The 18,222-nt window shown below is 36.5% G+C and carries 13 protein-coding genes; 4 read left to right on the top strand and 9 right to left on the bottom strand.

What is annotated here, in order from left to right:
* Positions 1-390 precede the first annotated feature (390 nt).
* A complete protein-coding gene (locus KYH19_RS20430) occupies positions 391-1,086 on the bottom strand; it encodes a zinc metallopeptidase (RefSeq protein ID WP_057930995.1) in 696 nt (231 codons plus the stop codon).
* A gap of 83 nt (positions 1,087-1,169) precedes the next feature.
* On the opposite strand from KYH19_RS20430, the gene KYH19_RS20425 reads away from it, so the two are divergent.
* Positions 1,170-2,306: an FAD-binding oxidoreductase gene (locus KYH19_RS20425; RefSeq protein WP_219076439.1), complete on the top strand. Its 1,137-nt coding sequence runs from the start codon at positions 1,170-1,172 to the stop codon at positions 2,304-2,306.
* A 142-nt stretch (positions 2,307-2,448) separates the two neighbouring features.
* Here the strand turns inward: KYH19_RS20425 and purU are convergent, their stop codons facing one another.
* On the bottom strand, positions 2,449-3,288 hold the full coding sequence (purU, locus tag KYH19_RS20420; RefSeq protein WP_219076438.1) for a formyltetrahydrofolate deformylase: 840 nt from the start codon (positions 3,286-3,288) through the stop codon (positions 2,449-2,451).
* Between the two features lie 118 nt (positions 3,289-3,406).
* On the opposite strand from purU, the gene KYH19_RS20415 reads away from it, so the two are divergent.
* Positions 3,407-4,792 (top strand): DNA recombination protein RmuC, encoded by a 1,386-nt coding sequence (locus KYH19_RS20415; protein WP_219076437.1) that lies wholly within the window; start codon positions 3,407-3,409, stop codon positions 4,790-4,792.
* A gap of 198 nt (positions 4,793-4,990) precedes the next feature.
* Here the strand turns inward: KYH19_RS20415 and thiL are convergent, their stop codons facing one another.
* From thiL to nadA, 3 genes are all read right to left on the bottom strand, one after another.
* Positions 4,991-6,031 carry a thiamine-phosphate kinase gene (gene thiL, locus KYH19_RS20410; RefSeq protein WP_086548472.1) on the bottom strand — a complete coding sequence of 347 codons (1,041 nt, stop codon included), beginning with the start codon at positions 6,029-6,031 and terminating at the stop codon, positions 4,991-4,993.
* 123 nt (positions 6,032-6,154) lie between these two features.
* The gene (locus tag KYH19_RS20405) at positions 6,155-7,393 is read right to left on the bottom strand and encodes a dicarboxylate/amino acid:cation symporter (protein ID WP_219076436.1); all 1,239 of its coding nucleotides are present in this window, start codon (positions 7,391-7,393) and stop codon (positions 6,155-6,157) included.
* A 66-nt stretch (positions 7,394-7,459) separates the two neighbouring features.
* Positions 7,460-8,458, bottom strand: a complete 999-nt coding sequence (gene nadA, locus KYH19_RS20400; protein WP_025141668.1) for a quinolinate synthase NadA — start codon at positions 8,456-8,458, stop codon at positions 7,460-7,462.
* A gap of 450 nt (positions 8,459-8,908) precedes the next feature.
* Here nadA and nadB point away from each other — a divergent pair, with 450 nt between their 5' ends.
* The gene (gene nadB / locus KYH19_RS20395; protein WP_219076435.1) at positions 8,909-10,495 is read left to right on the top strand and encodes an L-aspartate oxidase; all 1,587 of its coding nucleotides are present in this window, start codon (positions 8,909-8,911) and stop codon (positions 10,493-10,495) included.
* A gap of 80 nt (positions 10,496-10,575) precedes the next feature.
* Positions 10,576-11,088: a gamma carbonic anhydrase family protein gene (locus KYH19_RS20390; protein WP_219076434.1), complete on the top strand. Its 513-nt coding sequence runs from the start codon at positions 10,576-10,578 to the stop codon at positions 11,086-11,088.
* Between the two features lie 86 nt (positions 11,089-11,174).
* Here KYH19_RS20390 and KYH19_RS20385 read toward each other — a convergent pair whose 3' ends face one another.
* The 4 genes from KYH19_RS20385 to ybeY all read right to left on the bottom strand — a co-directional run bounded on the left by KYH19_RS20385 (position 11,175) and on the right by ybeY (position 18,082).
* A complete protein-coding gene (locus KYH19_RS20385) occupies positions 11,175-12,818 on the bottom strand; it encodes an Ig-like domain-containing protein (RefSeq protein WP_219076433.1) in 1,644 nt (547 codons plus the stop codon).
* A gap of 122 nt (positions 12,819-12,940) precedes the next feature.
* Entirely contained in the window at positions 12,941-14,803 is a 1,863-nt protein-coding gene (mnmG, locus tag KYH19_RS20380; RefSeq protein ID WP_219076432.1) for a tRNA uridine-5-carboxymethylaminomethyl(34) synthesis enzyme MnmG, read from the bottom strand.
* A gap of 238 nt (positions 14,804-15,041) precedes the next feature.
* The gene (locus KYH19_RS20375; protein WP_219076431.1) at positions 15,042-16,904 is read right to left on the bottom strand and encodes an ABC-F family ATP-binding cassette domain-containing protein; all 1,863 of its coding nucleotides are present in this window, start codon (positions 16,902-16,904) and stop codon (positions 15,042-15,044) included.
* A gap of 740 nt (positions 16,905-17,644) precedes the next feature.
* A complete protein-coding gene (gene ybeY / locus KYH19_RS20370) occupies positions 17,645-18,082 on the bottom strand; it encodes an rRNA maturation RNase YbeY (protein ID WP_219076430.1) in 438 nt (145 codons plus the stop codon).
* Positions 18,083-18,222 lie beyond the last annotated feature (140 nt).

The raw sequence follows: 18,222 nt of genomic DNA, 5'->3' as shown, positions 1-18,222 counted from the left end.
ATTTACAACTTACCGTGCCACTTAAACCCGATCGAAGCGGGATGCCGATATTTTTCTATCGGCAAAAGTGGGAGCGGGACCGAAGCACTCCTATTACCACAAAACCTGCTTTCCAAAAAACAGGATTTATATCATAGAAAGGCAGTTTCAGCATTTAGTACAAATCCTTTTTCTGCACCCTGCAACCCCAAATTTACAACTTACCGTGCCACCTAAACCCGATCGAAGCGGGATGCCGATATTTTCTACAGTCAGAAGCGAGAGCGGGACCGAAGCATTCCTATTCCCACCGAAAGTGCTTTCCAAAAAAACTTTATTAAAATACCTTCAAACCAAAAACGGCCAGGATCATTATCCCAGCCGCATTGTATTTTCATAATTGGATATTCCTTAATCCCTGCTTCTTCCAAAAAGCATTGATGCGTAATATAATAAATTTGCAAGTGCGCCAACCGCTGCTACCACATACGTCATAGCTGCCCACCAAAGTGCATCTTTAGCTTGTGCATTTTCTTCCTGTGTTTGCATTACACCATTATTGTTTTTTAGCCAGGCCAATGCACGGTTACTGGCATCAAATTCGACTGGCAAGGTAATGATACTAAATATGGTTACCAATGCTAAACCTACTACACCAATGGCCAAAACAATTGGGTTTCCGGTAAAACCTATTAACAATACTCCAATTAATAATACCCATTGTAAAAGATTAGATGATATGCTTACTACCGGCACCATGCTGCTTCTTAACTGTAACCAGTTATAGGATTTAGCCTGTTGCACTGCATGTCCACATTCGTGAGCCGCCACCGCCGCTGCTGCTACGCTTCGGCTATAATATACATCTGTACTTAAATTAACGGTTTTATCTGATGGATTGTAATGATCTGTTAATTGCCCTTCGGTACTCATCACTTTCACGTCATATATCCCATTATCATGTAGCATTCTTTCCGCTACCTCCTTGCCCGATAAACCAGAGCTTAATTGCATCTCGGCATACTTGGAAAACTTGTTTCTAAACCGCCATTGTACAAACATGCTCAGCAATAATACCGGGATGATTAATATTAAATAAACTCCCATTTTCTTATGTATGTTTTTCGTTTGGCATATATCAAAAAGCGTTCCCATATTATTTGAATGTTAAAAAACAGTACATTTATATTATGTTATTTGATCTTTCATACTGGGAAAAAGAATCCTTTTTAAATTATGATGTCATTATTATCGGTAGCGGAATTGTGGGTTTAAATGCTGCCATTCACCTTAAAAAATCAGCACCATCCTTAAAAATTATGATACTGGAACGGGGCCTTTTGCCAGCTGGTGCAAGTACAAAAAATGCGGGTTTCGCCTGCTTTGGCAGTATTTCTGAACTCATAGTGCAAGAAGAAACCTGCGGACAGGAACAGCTTGCCTCACTGATAGAAAGAAGGTGGAAAGGTCTGCTCAAACTGCGTAACTTATTGGGCGATAAAACCATTGATTACCAATGTTTAGGCGGATACGAATTATTTAAACAGGAACATCATTTTTTGGCCGACACATGTGTATCCAAAATTGAACATTATAACTATCTTATTAACGACATTATTGGAGCCAATGCTTTTAGCATTAGCAATAATAAAATAAAAGCTTTTGGTTTCGAATCAATTGAAACTTTGATCGAAAACCGATATGAGGCACAGATTGACAGTGGTAAAATGATGTTTGCTTTAATCCAATATGCACAACAACTCGGAATCTGTATTTTTAATAGTTGCAAGGTAGATCGTTTGATTCAGGAAACAGATGGCTCTCATTTAATAACCAAAAACGCAACCTTTTTTTGCAAGAGATTAATATTAACCACCAATGCATTTATTAAAGAGTTATTACCTAGTGCCGATATTACTCCAGGCCGTGGACAGGTTTTAATTACCAAACCCATTAAAGATTTAAAGATAGCAGGTACTTTCCATTACAATAAAGGTTATTACTACTTCAGAAATATAAATAACAGAATTTTATTGGGTGGCGGCCGCAACATTGATTTTAAAGCAGAAGAAACCACTACATTCGGACAAACCGAACCCGTACAACTGGCGTTGGAAAATTTACTAAAAGACGTAATCTTACCGAAAACCGCTTTCGAAATAGATTATCGCTGGAGCGGCATCATGGCTTTTGGAAAAACTCTTGAACCATTTATAGAAGAGATTAAGCTGAATATCTTTTGTGCCACGAGGTGTAACGGAATGGGCGTTGCTATTGGCGCTCAAACAGGAGAAGATGTAGCGAATTTATTGTTGAATAAATTATAGTTGTTTTTTACCACAGAGAACACGGAGAAAAAGCACAGAGAACATAGAGTTTGGCTTTCTTTAAAGATCCTTCATTGCATTCAGGATGACAAACAGTGGCAAAGGAGTGACATCAATTCCATCATCCATCTTACATTTTACATCATTTAAACACCACCGTTTTATTACCGCTTACAAAAACACGGTCTTCAAAAATAAGTTCCAATGCTTCTAATAATACTTTTTTCTCTATCTCTTTACCAGCACGAATCATTTCTTTTACCCCAAAATTATGGTCGATGTGATTGGTATGTTGTGTAATAATCGGACCTTCATCCAAATTATTGGTAACAAAATGTGCAGTAGCCCCGATAATTTTTACCCCACGCTCAAAAGCCTGTCGATAAGGATTGGCACCAATAAAAGCAGGTAAAAAAGAATGATGAATATTGATGATTTTACCTGCATAGTCTTTTACAAAATCAACTGAAAGAATCCGCATAAATTTAGCTAACACCAAATAATCTATCTCAAATCGATTGATAATAGTTTTTACTTCAGCCTCGAATTCACTTTTATCCTTATTATTATGATCCACGAAAAAATAAGGAATGCCTAGTTTTTCGGTAAAATCTCTCAGGCTTTCGTAATTACCAATGACACATTGAACATTAGCACCTAAAGTTTTAAACTGGTTTTTAATCAGTATTTCTGCCAAACAGTGGTACTCCTTTGTTACTAAAACAACAATCTGTTTCTCCTGTTTGGTAATTAAATTTACCTCAGCAGCATTGGGAAGATTTTCTAAAAGTTTTTCCTTTAATTTTTCCGCATCTTCTAAATCTCCGGTACAGGCAATCCTTGTAAAAAATGCTTTATTGGCTTCATCAACAAACTCGCGCATGGCGATAATATTCAATTGATGTGCAGCCAGCACACGGGTAATATTGGTAACCAAACCAACTTGATCGGGGCAGGAAATAAGGACTGTTAATGCGTTCATTTATAAAATGCTAATGCCCAATTATAGAAAAATTTTACGGTTTTTTATGTTTCAATTTGACTAATTTTTTTTGGTATATCTATTTTAAATCTCCATTTTTACTAAAATTTTTATCATTATGGAGATTGTCGGCATTGCTTTACTAATTGTCATTTTAATTGTTCTTGTCATTTTGTTGCTAAAGAAACCCCAGGCTGCACTATCTGTTGTATCGGTAGAAGATTTTGAGCGGATGAAAAGCGAAAATGAAGTCTTAAAAATCAGTTTAGCCAAAGCCGATGAACGTGTTTCTAATTTATCTACCGAAAAAGATCACATTACTGCCTTGCTAAAAGAAGAACAACAACGCTTAATTGATGAATTACAGGCTGAACGCGATCGGCTTGCCGACGCCAACCGTGAGCTCGAAAGTACCAGATCATTCTACCTGGCCGAAAAAGAAAAATTGGCGGAACAAAAATTAAGTTATGAGCAATCGCAACAAAAGCTGAATAAAGATTTTGAATTGATTGCCAATAAAATTCTGGAAGAAAAATCTACCAAATTTATTGAACAAAACCGCACCAACCTGGATATTATCCTCAATCCTTTGAAAGAAAATATCAAAGCTTTTGAAGATAAGGTAGAAAAGGTTTACAAAGCCGAATCTGACGAAAGGAATATTTTGAAAGGTGTCATTTCTGAACTGCAGATTCAAAGCAAACTCATCCAGGAAGATGCCAATAATTTAACCAAAGCTTTAAAAGGCGATAGTAAAAAACAGGGAAACTGGGGCGAGATCATTCTGGAAAAGGTGCTGGAGCGCTCTGGTTTAGTGCGCGATCAGGAATACCGCATCCAGGCTTCTCATATCTCTGCCGAAGGTAGCCGGTACCAGCCCGATGTGGTAATCGACCTCCCGGATGACAAACACCTTGTTGTTGACGCTAAGGTAAGTTTGGTCGCTTATGAGCGTTCTGTATCAGCAGATACTGATGAAGAGCGTGAAGGCTATGTAAAACAGCACCTGGCCTCCATTAAGAACCACATCCAGGAACTATCTGCTAAAAACTATCAGGATTTATATAAAATCAATTCTCCGGATTTTGTTTTATTGTTTGTTCCAATCGAATCTTCTTTCAGTATTGCGGTTCAAAAAGATGCAGAACTTTTCAACTTTGCATGGGACAGAAGGGTAGTAATTGTTAGCCCATCTACTTTGTTGGCTACCTTACGTACTATTGCCAGTATGTGGAAACAGGAACGCCAAAACCGCAACGTAATGGAAATTGCCCGTTTGAGTGGCAGCATGTACGATAAATTTGTGGGTTTTGTGGCCGACATGGAAAACATTGGCAAATACATCAAAAACGGACAGGATGCTTATGATAAAGCCATTAACAAATTATCAATCGGTGCAGGTAATCTAACCAATACTTCTGAAAAGATTAAGAAATTGGGTGCGAAAGCTACTAAACAGATTGATACCAAATATTTAGATATTAACGAAACGCAAGATTTATAATTTTCATAATTATAAGGCAAAGCCGCCAGATTTCTGTAAATTATACAAAAAAAGGTTTTATAACAACAATGTCGTCATTTCGAGCGATTGCAACGAGTCGAGAACCCGAAGGCTCAGCGAAGCTAAATCTATATCAGCAGATCTCTCCATTTCGCTACGCTACAGTCGAGATGACGACATGTCGTTTTTAACTAAAGTCTATTTATTAAAAGCATTCCAGCCCTGAGCCTTCAGCTCATGTACTTTTTCTGATTTAGAAACCATTTTGCAGCCAGAATTTTTATCAGTAACATGTCCAATCACGGTGATATCTACATCATGTTTCAGCTTTTTATAATCCTCCTGACTGATAGTAAACAACAACTCATAATCTTCGCCACCACTTAAAGCACAAACCGTTGGATCTAAACCTAACTCGCGGGCAGTTTCATAAGTCATTGGATCTAAAGGAATTTTCTCTTCATAAATAGTGATTCCTTTATCTGATTGTTCTGCCAGGTGCAGTATTTCAGAAGCCAAGCCATCAGAAACATCAATCATTGATGTTGGTTTAATATTCATTTCATCTAAAAGTGCAACAATATCCATCCTTGCTTCTGGTTTCAATTGTCTTTCGATGATATAATCTTTACCTTCTAAATCTGGTTGGATCTGTGGGTTTTCCAGGTAAATTAATTTCTCTCTTTCTAAAATTTGCAGCCCTAAATAAGCACCACCCAAATCACCCGAAACACACAATAAATCATGTTCCTGAGCGCCATTTCTGTACACTACTTTATCTGCATCAGCATAACCAATACTGGTAATACTGATAACCAAACCTTGTTTACTTGAGGAAGTATCGCCACCGATTAAATCAATGTTATATTTATTGCAGGCCAGCTCAATGCCCTTATAAATTTCTTCTACAGCTTCAAGTGGAAATTTACTTGATAAACCCAGCGAAACCGTAATCTGACTGGCTTTTCCATTCATCGCATAAATATCACTCAAGTTTACCTGCACTGCTTTATATCCCAAGTGCATTAAGGGCACATAAGCCAAATCGAAGTGAATTCCCTCCAACAATAAATCGGTCGAAATCAAGGTCTGTTTTCCTTTTGCATCCAAAACGGCTGCATCATCGCCCACACCTTTTACCGAATAATCGTTTTTAATTTTGAAATTAGTGGTCAGGTGTTTAATTAACCCAAATTCTCCTAATTCATTAATATCTGTACGCTCTTTATTTTCAAACATATGCAATAGTTAGAGGCGAAGCCCCATATTTTTATTTTTTAAAATCAATTGTCATTCTGAGCATTAGCGAAGAATCTTTAACTGCACAAGCTGGTATTTCATAGCTAGCAGATCCTTCCTGCGTCAGGATGACAAATCCTTATTTTCCATCCAATTTTTACCTTCCGTAAACCTGGCAATTAACATCGCTGCAACATTATCGCCGGTCGCATTCAACAATGTAGCCATCGGATCAACCAAAGTTCCTATAATCATAGCTGGTGGCAAAGCTTCCGGTGGCAATTGGTAGGCAGAAATCATTAATAACTCCCCAATATAGCCACCATTGGGTATTCCACCCTCTACTATACTCACCAAAACCGTGATACCTAAGGCTAAAATAACGGTGTCTACATGAACCAAATCTTTACCAAAAATGGCAAAAACCACCGCAATTTTTATAATGGAACTAATGCTCGACCCATCTTTATGCAAAGTTGATCCCAAAGGAATCGTCACATTGGTAATGTAAGCAGGCACTCCCATTTTTGTTGTCCCTTCTAAATTAGCCGGAATAGTGGCAATACTACTACAGGTACCTATAGAAGTTAAAGAAGGTACAATATTATTTTTCCAAAATACTTTTATGGCTTTAAATCCACCTGCAACGAAAGCGTATAAAGTGAAAAAAACAATAAAATAAAATGCCCCAACACCATAATACAAACCTAAAGCTTTTGCATAGGTTCCAAAAAGCTGTGGACCGAATACACCAACCTGATAAGCAAAATAGGCACCTAAACCTATCGGCCCAAGTTTCATGATTAAAATGATGAGTTTTTTCATCACTTCATTACCTGAAACAAGGAATTTTTTAAAGCCTTCACCTTCCTTATCCGCGTATAAAGTAGAAAATCCCACCAAAACTGAAAAAATAATTAGTGCCAGCATATTTTTTCTACTTCCGATCTCGAAAAATTCACCTACGGTTAAAAGTTGCGTCATTTGTTCGCCAAATGATTGAATTTTTTCAGGTTCTGTCGGTATTGTTGCATTTCCCAATTGTTGATGGATTGGAAAAATCCACGTGGCTGCCAATGTTAACACTGCAGAAATCAATACCGTTGCGAGGAAAACCAAAACCATTACAGTTAATAATCTCCCCAGTTTTTTAGTCCGGTCTATATTTGCAATGGCTGATGAAACCGCAAAAAACACTAACGGAATAACAGCAGTAAACAACAGGTTCAAAAATATATCTCCTAATGGCTTTATACTTTCAACGCTTTTCCCAAAAATTAAACCTACTATACTTCCAACAGTAATACCTGCCAAAAGCCATAATAAGCCTGAGTAATTTTTAAGGATGTTGTTTTTTTCCATAAATACAAAATTAGACTTCCGAAGTTTTGCAAGCCTGCAGACTCTGGGAAACTTCGGAAGTCAGGCTTACAACCCCAATTCAGCCGAAATATCCAGCATCCTTTGAATCGGTTTACGGGCAAGCTCAATAATATGCTCAGGTACAGTTACTTCTGGCAAACCATTTTTAATACATAAATATAGTTTTTCTAAAGTATTTCTTTTCATATACGGGCAATCGTTACAGGCACAGCTGTTATTCGGCGGCGCCGGTATAAAAGTTTTTGTCGGATTCGCTTTTTCCATCTGGTGGATAATTCCACTTTCAGTAGCTACAATAAATTCAGTAGCAGGATTGGTAATCGTATATTTTAAAAGTCCAGTTGTTGAACCGATATAATCTGCCATTTTTAAAACTACTTCTTCACATTCCGGATGCGCAATAAATTTCGCATTCGGGTGACGTTCTTTTAGTTTCGTAATTTTCTCCTGCGAAAAAATTTCATGTACCATGCAGGCACCGTTCCATAATACCAAATCCCTACCTGTTTTTTTCGCAACGTAAGCACCTAAGTTACGATCTGGGCCAAAAATGATTTTTTGATCTTTCGGTAAACTCTCTACAATCTGCACCGCGTTGGTACTTGTACAAACAATATCACTTAAAGCTTTTAATTCGGCAGTGCAGTTTACATAGGTGATGACCAGGTGATCCGGATATTTTTCCTTAAACTTTCTAAATAAATGCGGCGGACAACTATCTGCTAATGAGCAACCTGCCTTTACATCAGGTAATAAAACCGTTTTATTAGGCGATAAAATCTTCGCCGTTTCGGCCATAAAATGGACACCTGCAAAAACAATTACATCTGCATCTGTTTTTGCAGCCTCCTGAGATAAGCCTAAACTATCGCCAATATAATCCGCAATATCCTGTATGTCAGGTTCTTGGTAATAATGTGCTAGGATGATGGCATTCTTTTCCTTTTTTAATTTCTCAATCTCTGCAAAAAGATCAAGTGTAGGATCAATTTCTTCTTCTGCGAAACCTTTTTTGTTGATTTCTTCTAAGACATCTATGTTCATTTTAAAATTTTCCTTTTTTGAATTTTGACGTTGGCCAAAGATAAAGCTTTCCACGTCTCAATAATTAATAAGTTATTTTAAATAAATAAATCTTGTTTGTTTATTAGTGTGTTAGTAATGTTGGCAAGTTGATAAAATTCTTTCTTTTATATAAGTTGTTAATCGTTTACTAACATTTAGATTACATTTTTATAATATCATAAGTTTGATTTCCAGGGTTATCGAAAATTGGTTCAATTTTTATCAATACTGGAATGTTAATTGTTTATAAGTGGGTAAAAAGTTAATTACTTGTATAAAGCTGCTTAAAAATTGCGCAAAAGATTGTGGCAAATTGTGTTTTTAGAGTAGCTTTAAACATTCAAATTTATTTGTTAGGATAATTTAGACATAGAGTTAACATTTATTAACTAGTTGTTAACATCGTGGATAAAGTAAATGTTTTTATTAATGAGAAAAGTAGATTTTCTGGTAATCGGTTCAGGTATAGCGGGTTTGAGTTTTGCACTTAAAGCTGCAAAGTTCGGTAAGGTTTTAATTGTTACGAAGTCGAATGAAGACGAATCGAATACAAAATACGCTCAGGGGGGCGTTGCAGTTGTGGTGGATAAAGGTGATTCTTTTGAAAAACATATAGAAGATACACTGATAGCGGGTGACGGATTATGCGATGAAAAAATTGTGGAAATCGTTGTAAAAGAGGGGCCTCAGCGTATTCAGGAGATCATTGACTATGGTATAAATTTCGATAAGGACAACGCTGGTTTTTACGATTTAGCTAAAGAAGGTGGTCACTCAGAACATCGCGTTTTGCACTATAAAGATATCACCGGATATGAGATTGAGCGGGTATTGCTAAGTGAAATACATGAGAATAACAACATAGAGATATTAACACATTACTTTGCGCTGGAGTTGATAACACAACATCACCTGGGTGAGTTTGTGGATAAACGTACCGAAGATATTAACTGTTATGGCATATATGCCTTTAACACAGAGCTTAACGATGTGGAAAAGATTGTGGCAAATGTGACTGTAATGGCTTCGGGTGGTGCCGGACATGTGTATTCGGCCACAACAAATCCGGTTATTGCAACAGGAGATGGTATGGCAATGGTTTACCGGGCGAAAGGAAAAGTGAGGAATATGGAGTTTATTCAGTTCCATCCAACTGCTTTGTATCATCCTGGAGAGTATCCATCGTTCCTAATATCAGAAGCTGTTAGGGGTTTTGGTGGCGTTTTAAGACGTAAGAATGGTGAAGAATTTATGCATGAATATGATGAACGTAAATCTTTAGCACCACGCGATATTGTTGCACGTGCGGTAGACAATGAAATGAAGAAATCAGGTGATGATTTTGTTTATCTGGATATTACGATGCGTAAGAAGGAAGATATTTTGAAACACTTCCCTAATATATATGCTAAATGTTTATCTATAGGGATTGATATGACAAAAGATTATATACCGGTTACTCCTGCATCTCATTATATGTGTGGTGGTATCCTGGTTGATGAATATGGTCGCTCTTCAATTAAAAATTTATATGCCTGTGGAGAGTGTTCTTCAACTGGTTTGCATGGTGCTAACCGTTTGGCTTCCAATTCTTTATTAGAAGCAACAGTTTTTGCACACCGCATTTACCAGGATGCTATTGAGAACTTTAAAAATAATATTATTCCGGATCACATTCCTGAATGGGATTCTCAAGGGGTTACACAAAGTAATGAAGACGTATTGGTAACACATAACCTCAGGGAACTGCAAAAAGTTATGGGCGATTATGTAGGTATTGTACGTTCTGATTTTCGTTTAGAAAGGGCACATCGCCGTTTGTTTTTAATTTACCAGGAAACAGAAGAATTTTATAAAAAGAATAAGGTTTCGGTTAAACTTTGCGAATTAAGAAATGTAATTCAAACGGCTTATCTGGTGATCAAATCTGCTATGCAAAGAAAAGAGAGTAGGGGATTACATTATACTACCGATTATCCGGAACATGCAAAGGAATTAGTAGATACTGTTTTTTAGGTACCCCCTAAATCCCCTCAGGGGACTTTAACATGTCGTCCATTTTCCATTTTCCATCAACCATCTTACATTATAATATTATGCCTTTAATACTACCCGTAAAAGATAAATATCCTGAAATTGGAAAAGACAATTTCATTGCAGAGAATGCTACCATAGTTGGTGATGTAATAATAGGTTATAAATGTTCAGTATGGTTTAATGCTGTGATTAGAGGTGATGTAAATGCAATTACTATCGGAAATGAATCTAATATACAAGATGGTGCAGTAATCCATGCGACCTACTTAAAAGCGTCTACACATATCGGTAATAGGGTGTCTGTAGGTCATAATGCAATCGTACATGGTTGTACTGTTCAGGATAATGTGTTGATCGGCATGGGCGCTATAGTAATGGATCATGCGGTGATAGAAGAGTATTGTATTATTGCTGCTGGATCTGTAGTACTGGAAAATACCATCTGCGAAACAGGCTATTTGTATGCTGGTACACCTGCAAAAAAAATAAAGCCCATTACTGATGAGCAAAGGGCTTTGTTGAATAAACTTCCTGATAACTATGTTATGTATTCGGGTTGGTTTACCGAATAGCTTCCGTCATTTCGACTGAAGTGAAACGGAATGGAGAAATCTGTCTCGGAATAGATCTCTCCGTTCCAGTCGAGATGACTATTTTTTTACTTAGTTGGAGGTGCAGGTATCACCAAAGGATCTTCCCGTTCCCAATTGGGTTTTAAATCCATTAATGCTTTTAAGTACCAGACTTTTTCGGGTTGGTAACCGCCTTTAACACTTCCTGTATCCCAGATTCCGTTTTTATTGTCATCGTAAATTACCCTGAGCATATACTTACCTGCAGGATATTTAGAAAAAGTAACTTTAGTATTTTTACTGACCGGAAAAGATTTTATAATATCTTTTTTTTCATTAAGAAATTGAATTACATAGCTTTTCGACGTATCCGGAACAGTTACATTTAATACCAGGGTAGTGTAGGCGTCCTGGTTTTCGAGTGAAAAACGTTTGGTTACATCTTTATTTTTTGCATTAAATATAGCCGTAAAAGCACCTGCGCCTATTTTTAGATCGTAAGCTCTTTTATTTTTCCAGGGGTATCTTAAGTAGTATTTTTGTTGATCTACACTGTCTTTTACCAATTCGAAATTGGTTCTTTTTACAGAATCCTCTAAAAGGGTGATTTTGGATGGATCAGCAGCTGTCATGGGAAATGGAAAAATCAGCGTTAATTGCTGAAACGGATTTAATTTACCTCCGGACAGGTTATCTGCTATGGTTACATCGCGTGTATAAGTATCTTTTTTTCCCCTGGTAAAGTTTAAGGTCTGCAAAACCTTGCTTTGATCCTGAATAGCAATCTTTACTGAATCAAAACTCATGTCTTTTAACCATATTTTTGTCGTATCATTATTTTTAGTAAAGTGGACATATTTACCTACGTCAACCGCTGGAGGATCGGTAACCGTAATTTTAGGGCTTTTAAGCTGCTGATTAAATATAATCGATATGCTACCGTCATTATTTAGTTTCCGGTCTAATACACGGAATTCTGGAGCCAATTCTTTAAAGATCTGCAGATCTATGTTCTCAATGTTTTTGTCAATTACAACCGGCTCTTTTATAAATCCAACTTCATCCGAAATCTGCTGGTATATTTTATCACCACCACCATTGCTTTCTTTAATGGCATAAACTTTATAGGTACCTTTTCTTAAGTTGTTTAATTTATAGGTTCCAGCGCTATCGGTAGTTGTATATATTGATGGACGTCTCTTTCCAAAAATAGTATCTCTTTCTAAAGGAAGAATAAATACAGTTGCTTCTTTCTCTGGTTCATCAGTTAGCGAATTGATTACTTTACCACTGATGGATAAAGAATCGATTTCTGGACCGGTTGAAAAAACGTAAGATAGATTTTTAACAACATTTCCTTCGTTGACATCGGCTATCGATTTTCCAAAGTTTAAAGTATAGGTTGTATTTTTTTCCAAAGAGTCCTGAAGTGCAATTTCTAATCTTTTTTGACGCTTCTTTAAAACCGGAAGTTTTTCCTGATCAGGAGAAATCGAAAATTCTTTAAACTCATCTTTGATATTAAAATATTCATCAAACTCGATCACAATTTTTTTAGCATTAAAATTCCTCGTTTGATTTTTTGGAGTCATGCTTAAAACTTTTGGTGGCTTTGTATCTTTTGGCCCACCTTGTGGTGTTTGGATACTTGCACAACCAAAAAATAGGAGCGATGTTAACACAACCGCTAAATTTTTAAGGTTAAAATAGTGAGCTTTTAAATTTGACATATCTTAAACGTTCTGACGAATTTTTATACTTTTTGGAACCGTAACATTAAAAAATATTTTTTTAAGCTTATATCGCTTTATTTTAAGTCTGATTTATAATTATTTAAATATCTGATTATCAGTTACTTATTGATATAAACCATTAAAACTGATATATCTGAAGGTGAAACGCCGGAAATTCGTGAAGCCTGACCTAAAGTACGTGGTTTGATCTTAAATAATTTTTCTCTGGCCTCTTTTGAAATGGAAACAATTTTATTGTAGTCGAAATCTGGTTTAATTTCTTTATCTTCCATCTTCAGCATCTTCGCTACAATTTCATTTTCCTTTTCAAAATAGCTTTCATACTTAATTTTGATTTCTGCTTGTTCAATGGTCTCATTGTCTAAATCTTTTGTCGCTTCTGCAAGCGCTTTGCTTACCTTAATTAGATCAGGCAAACCAACATGAGGTCTACCAACCAAGCTGTGTATTTTAACATTTTGATTTAAAACACTTGACCCTAAACTTTCAAGCATTGGATTGGCATCGCTCATTTCTATACCCTGGTTTTTGGTGAACTTCACCAAAGCATCAGCATTTGCAATTTTCTCATTTACCTTTTCTAAACGCTCGTCAGAAATTAAACCCAGTTCATGTCCGATAGGAGACAGGCGGATATCAGCATTATCTTGTCTCAATAATAACCGGTGTTCTGCTCTTGAGGTAAACATGCGATAAGGTTCTTCTGTTCCTTTCGTTACCAGGTCATCAATTAAAACACCGATATAACTGTCAGATCTTTTCATGATCAGTTCATGTTTATCAGTGATTTTTTGATGTGCATTTATACCAGCCATGAAACCCTGGCAAGCCGCCTCTTCATAACCGGTAGTTCCATTTATTTGTCCGGCTAAAAATAAATTGTTGATCAATTTTGTTTCTAATGTTAAAGACAATTGGGTAGGTGGGAAGAAATCGTATTCAATGGCATAACCGGGTCTGAACATTTTTGCCCGCTCAAAACCTGGTATTAATCTTAGTGCTTTAAATTGTACATCTTCCGGAAGTGATGTTGAAAATCCATTTACATAAATTTCACAGGTATTCCATCCTTCAGGTTCAACGAAAATCTGATGTCTGTCACGCTCAGCAAAACGATTAATTTTATCTTCAATAGATGGACAATATCTCGGACCTAAACCTTTAATTCTTCCGGTAAACATTGGCGATTTTTCGAAACCTTCTTTTAAAGTTTCATGAACATCTCCATTGGTATAAGTGATCCAGCAGCAACGTTGATCGGTTGAAACTTCGGTATCTGTGTAGGAAAATTTACCTGGATTTTCATCACCCCATTGTTCTTCCATTTTGGTGTAATCCAAACTTCTTCCATCTACGCGTGGGGGAGTACCAGTTTTCATTCTGCCTGCTTCCATGCCTAATTCTACCAGTTGTTCAGTAATACCGGTTGATGCTCTTTCAGCTGTTCTACCTCCTCCAAATTTCTTTTCTCCGATATGCATTACACCGTTTAAAAAGGTTCCATTGGTAAGTACTACTGCTTTACTTTCTATCTCGATACCTAGAGAAGTCTTAACGCCGTATACCGTATTTTCTTTTACCAATAAACCAACAACACTATCTTGCCATATATCAAGATTAGGTGTTCGCTCCAATGCCAAACGCCATTCTTCCGCAAAGCGCATTCTATCAATTTGTGCTCTGGGACTCCACATCGCAGGACCCTTAGATTTGTTGAGCATTCTAAATTGAATGGTCGATTTATCAGAGATGATACCTGAGTAACCACCCATTGCATCCACCTCACGAACAATCTGTCCTTTAGCCACACCACCCATAGCAGGGTTACAACTCATTTGCGCAATGGTGCCCATGTTCATTGTAATTAATAAAACAGATGATCCTAAATTGGCAGCAGCAGCAGCAGCTTCACAGCCTGCGTGACCAGCACCAACAACAATCAAATCGTATTTTGCAAACATTTTTATTTATATTTCTTTAATTGTTCCACGTGGAACAATTGGTTTTAATTTTTCATGAGATGCCGAAATAAGTTCAGCATAGTGTATAGACTTCTTTACTTTAATTTTTATAATCATTGTTAGTTCGAGCCTAGTCAAAGACCCTACCAGTCTATATTTAATATTCAAATAAACTTACAATTTTTTTAACGTTCCACGTGAAACATAACGTGTATATTAAGTTTGAATTGCTTTATCATTATTCTGAAAGTTCTAGCCAACGCATGGTGTACTCATCAAGTTTACTTTGAAGCGTCTCAATTTCACTGGAGATTTCTTGAATTTTTACGTAGTCGGTCGCATCGATTTTGACCAAACTTTCGTTAAGTAATGCTATTTTTTTCTCTGTTTCCGCAATCCCTTTTTCGCTATCTTCTAATTCTTTTTGCTCCTTGAAACTTAATTTTTTTACTGTTTTAATAGGTGCTTGTTCTACAACAGGGGCAGGGGTTTTCTTGGTTTCTAATTTAGTTTTTGGTTGCTCTAAACTTAAACGGTATTCAGAATAATTGCCATTATAAATTTTAACTACGCCTTCGCCCTCCATGATAAAGAGTTGATCACTCATTTTATCCAGCAGGTATCTATCGTGTGAAACCAGCATTAATATGCCTGGAAAGTTTTCTAAGAATTCTTCAAGAACGTTTAGTGTGTCAATGTCAAGATCGTTGGTTGGCTCATCCAAAATTAAAAAATTTGGATTTTGCATGAGTACCTTCATCAGGTTCAAACGTTTCTTTTCGCCACCACTTAATTTCTCAACCATGCCATGTTGTTTCTTCGGCGGGAAGAGAAATAACGTTAATAAGGCAGAGGCTGTAATCACAGAACCGTCAGCCATCTTAATATATTCAGCATCAGATTTTACAATATCAATTACCCTTTCCTTTGGATCGAAAGTTAAACCTCCTTGTTTGTAATAACCAAAAACAGTAGTGTCTCCGGTATCAACTTTACCAGCATCTGGCTTTAATTGACTCGTAATGATATTTAGCAAAGTAGATTTACCAGTACCATTTTTTCCTGCTAAGCCAATTCTATCTCCTTTTTTAAAGGTATAACTAAAATCGTTAATGATCGGGCGGCCATCAAATGCTTTTTTAATGTGATCTACCTCAATAATTTTCCCGCCTTGACGAGACATCTTCATTTGGAGGTTAATACTCTGATTATCAGACTTTTTCTTTGATTTTTCCTCTAAATCATAAAAAGCATTGATTCTGGCGTTAGATTTGGTTCCACGTGCCTGTGGCATGCGTCTCATCCATTCCAATTCTTTCTTTAATAGCTGTTGGTTCTTATGTAAAACTGTTGCGTCTAATGCTTCTCTTTCGCTTTTCTTTTCTAAGAAGTAAGCGTAATTTCCATTATAGTTATAAATCTTACCTCTATCTAACTCAACAATGGTATTACAAACATTATCCAAAAAGTACCTGTCGTGCGTAACAAGTAAAATAGTTTTTTGTCCAGTAGTTAATAATTTCTCCAGCCATTCAATGGTATCAATATCCAGATGGTTGGTTGGCTCATCAAGCACCAAAATTTCCGGATCTTCAATTAAAAGTTTAGCCAGAGCTAAACGTTTCTTTTGTCCACCAGATAGGGTAGATATTTTTTGTTGAAGATGAGTAATGCCCATTCTGTTTAAAATGGTTTTAATCTCGTGCTCATACTCCCAGGCATTATGTTCACTTAACTCTTCGTATAAACGGTTAAGCGTTTTTTCGTCTGGGTTAGGGTTTTCGATTAATTCTTCATATTCCTTAATCAACTGTTGCTGTTTATTCTCTAAAGAAAATATATGGTCGCTGATTGAGAAGCCTTCAGTAAACTGTGGTTCCTGATCGAGAAAACCAATTTTAACAGCCTTATTTTTTACAATTTTACCTTCGAGTGGAGGGAACCTTTCTGCCAGCAATTTCAAAAGTGTACTCTTGCCCGCACCATTAATTCCAACCAACGCCACGCGCTGACCAGAGTTAATTCCTAAGGTTAAATTTTTAAATAGCCATTCGTCATGATAACCATGCCCTAAGCCTTCTGCCGCAATTAGTGTGCTCAATTTTTTTGTATTTCGGATTTATAAAGGAAAATTAGTGCAAAGGTAAGGATAAATTAGTTGCAACGGCATATTCTAAATTTAAAGGACTGCTAATACCAGTTAAAAATGGCAGAATATTGATGCATTAGTTTGTCTATTCAGTAATTTATTGGTATTAGTGAATAGTTTCAATAAAAGAAAACAGCGGCTGGAATCGCTCCGCCGCTGTCTCAATCATTAACTAAAACTAAACTTTATCTTGAAATGTCCAGGATATACACCCCAGCATGTAATTGTTGTTTTTTGAATATAAGACTGCGGTTGACAGAAAATGTTGCATGAATCCAGGTGTATTATACCAGTACAGACTAATTGTCGACGAACGCCCTTAACTGTTAGACGAACGGGACTAAGGGCCAGAAGGCGTACCAACAAATTGATAACAATAGATTTAAAATTACCTGTTAAAATGTATACTGCGAATCTGATCGAAAGAACTGGCAAAAACTTATCGAGAAATTAATAGTTAAGACGGGTTTAGTTCGGACTTAGTTCGGACTTAAGACGGAGTTATGACAATGTCATCCGAACAAAGCCCGTTTAAACTCCGAGATTTATGCATTAAAAAATGCAAGCAATGTTTTACATCAATGGAAGTTAAATATAAGGGAGTCATTTGCTGTGGTCAGTTGGTTTCTGCCATGCGAAATATAAAGGCTAGTAGATCACCTGAAAAGAATAAATGTGTAGTTAAAGAAAACTTAGATTAGGCCAACTTCTGCTCTATAGCTTAAATATTCATCTTCTTTCTCGGTCATCAGGATTTTAGCGGCTTTTCCTTTGTCTTTGTAACCTAGTAAATGCAGGGTACCATGGATCATAATGCGGCAAACCTCATCAAATTCTATTGTTTTGAAGGTTTTGGCATTTTCTTTAACGCGCTCAATGCTGATGAAAATATCGCTTACAATCTGTTTTTCTTCTTCTGAATTATCAAAAGTAATGATATCAGTGTAAGTATCGTGGTTTAAATATTGTTGGTTAATACCTAAAAGATACTCATCGCTACAAAAGATGAAATTTAGTTCCTGCAATTTAAAGCCTTCTTTTTCAATTGTAGCTTTAATCCACTTCTTTACCTTCAATTTCTGAGGAAGATTATAGCTAACTGATTCTGTAAAAAATGATATTGCAGGCATTGTTTTTTGGTTTATTGCTGCAAATTTAAGAAATAGTTGTCGTTATCTCAACCACACAGCATTCGTTACTAATAAAGGTCCGTCATTGCGAGGTACGAAGCAATCTTAATGCACAGGCTATTCGCGATCGTTGTAAGATT

The organism is Pedobacter sp. D749 (assembly GCF_019317285.1).
GTDB lineage: Bacteria > Bacteroidota > Bacteroidia > Sphingobacteriales > Sphingobacteriaceae > Pedobacter.
The sequence above is the reverse complement of the archived record's forward strand: the minus strand, read 5'-3'. Positions and strand labels throughout refer to the sequence as shown.

What these genes read in the sequence shown, in the direction of transcription:
- KYH19_RS20430 (WP_057930995.1), bottom strand. Translation starts at nt 1,086, where the DNA reads ATGGGAGTTTATTTAATATTAATCATCCCGGTATTATTGCTGAGCATG.
- KYH19_RS20425 (WP_219076439.1), top strand. Translation starts at nt 1,170, where the DNA reads ATGTTATTTGATCTTTCATACTGGGAAAAAGAATCCTTTTTAAATTAT.
- purU (WP_219076438.1), bottom strand. Translation starts at nt 3,288, where the DNA reads ATGAACGCATTAACAGTCCTTATTTCCTGCCCCGATCAAGTTGGTTTG.
- KYH19_RS20415 (WP_219076437.1), top strand. Translation starts at nt 3,407, where the DNA reads ATGGAGATTGTCGGCATTGCTTTACTAATTGTCATTTTAATTGTTCTT.
- thiL (WP_086548472.1), bottom strand. Translation starts at nt 6,031, where the DNA reads ATGTTTGAAAATAAAGAGCGTACAGATATTAATGAATTAGGAGAATTT.
- KYH19_RS20405 (WP_219076436.1), bottom strand. Translation starts at nt 7,393, where the DNA reads ATGGAAAAAAACAACATCCTTAAAAATTACTCAGGCTTATTATGGCTT.
- nadA (WP_025141668.1), bottom strand. Translation starts at nt 8,458, where the DNA reads ATGAACATAGATGTCTTAGAAGAAATCAACAAAAAAGGTTTCGCAGAA.
- nadB (WP_219076435.1), top strand. Translation starts at nt 8,909, where the DNA reads ATGAGAAAAGTAGATTTTCTGGTAATCGGTTCAGGTATAGCGGGTTTG.
- KYH19_RS20390 (WP_219076434.1), top strand. Translation starts at nt 10,576, where the DNA reads ATGCCTTTAATACTACCCGTAAAAGATAAATATCCTGAAATTGGAAAA.
- KYH19_RS20385 (WP_219076433.1), bottom strand. Translation starts at nt 12,818, where the DNA reads ATGTCAAATTTAAAAGCTCACTATTTTAACCTTAAAAATTTAGCGGTT.
- mnmG (WP_219076432.1), bottom strand. Translation starts at nt 14,803, where the DNA reads ATGTTTGCAAAATACGATTTGATTGTTGTTGGTGCTGGTCACGCAGGC.
- ybeY (WP_219076430.1), bottom strand. Translation starts at nt 18,082, where the DNA reads ATGCCTGCAATATCATTTTTTACAGAATCAGTTAGCTATAATCTTCCT.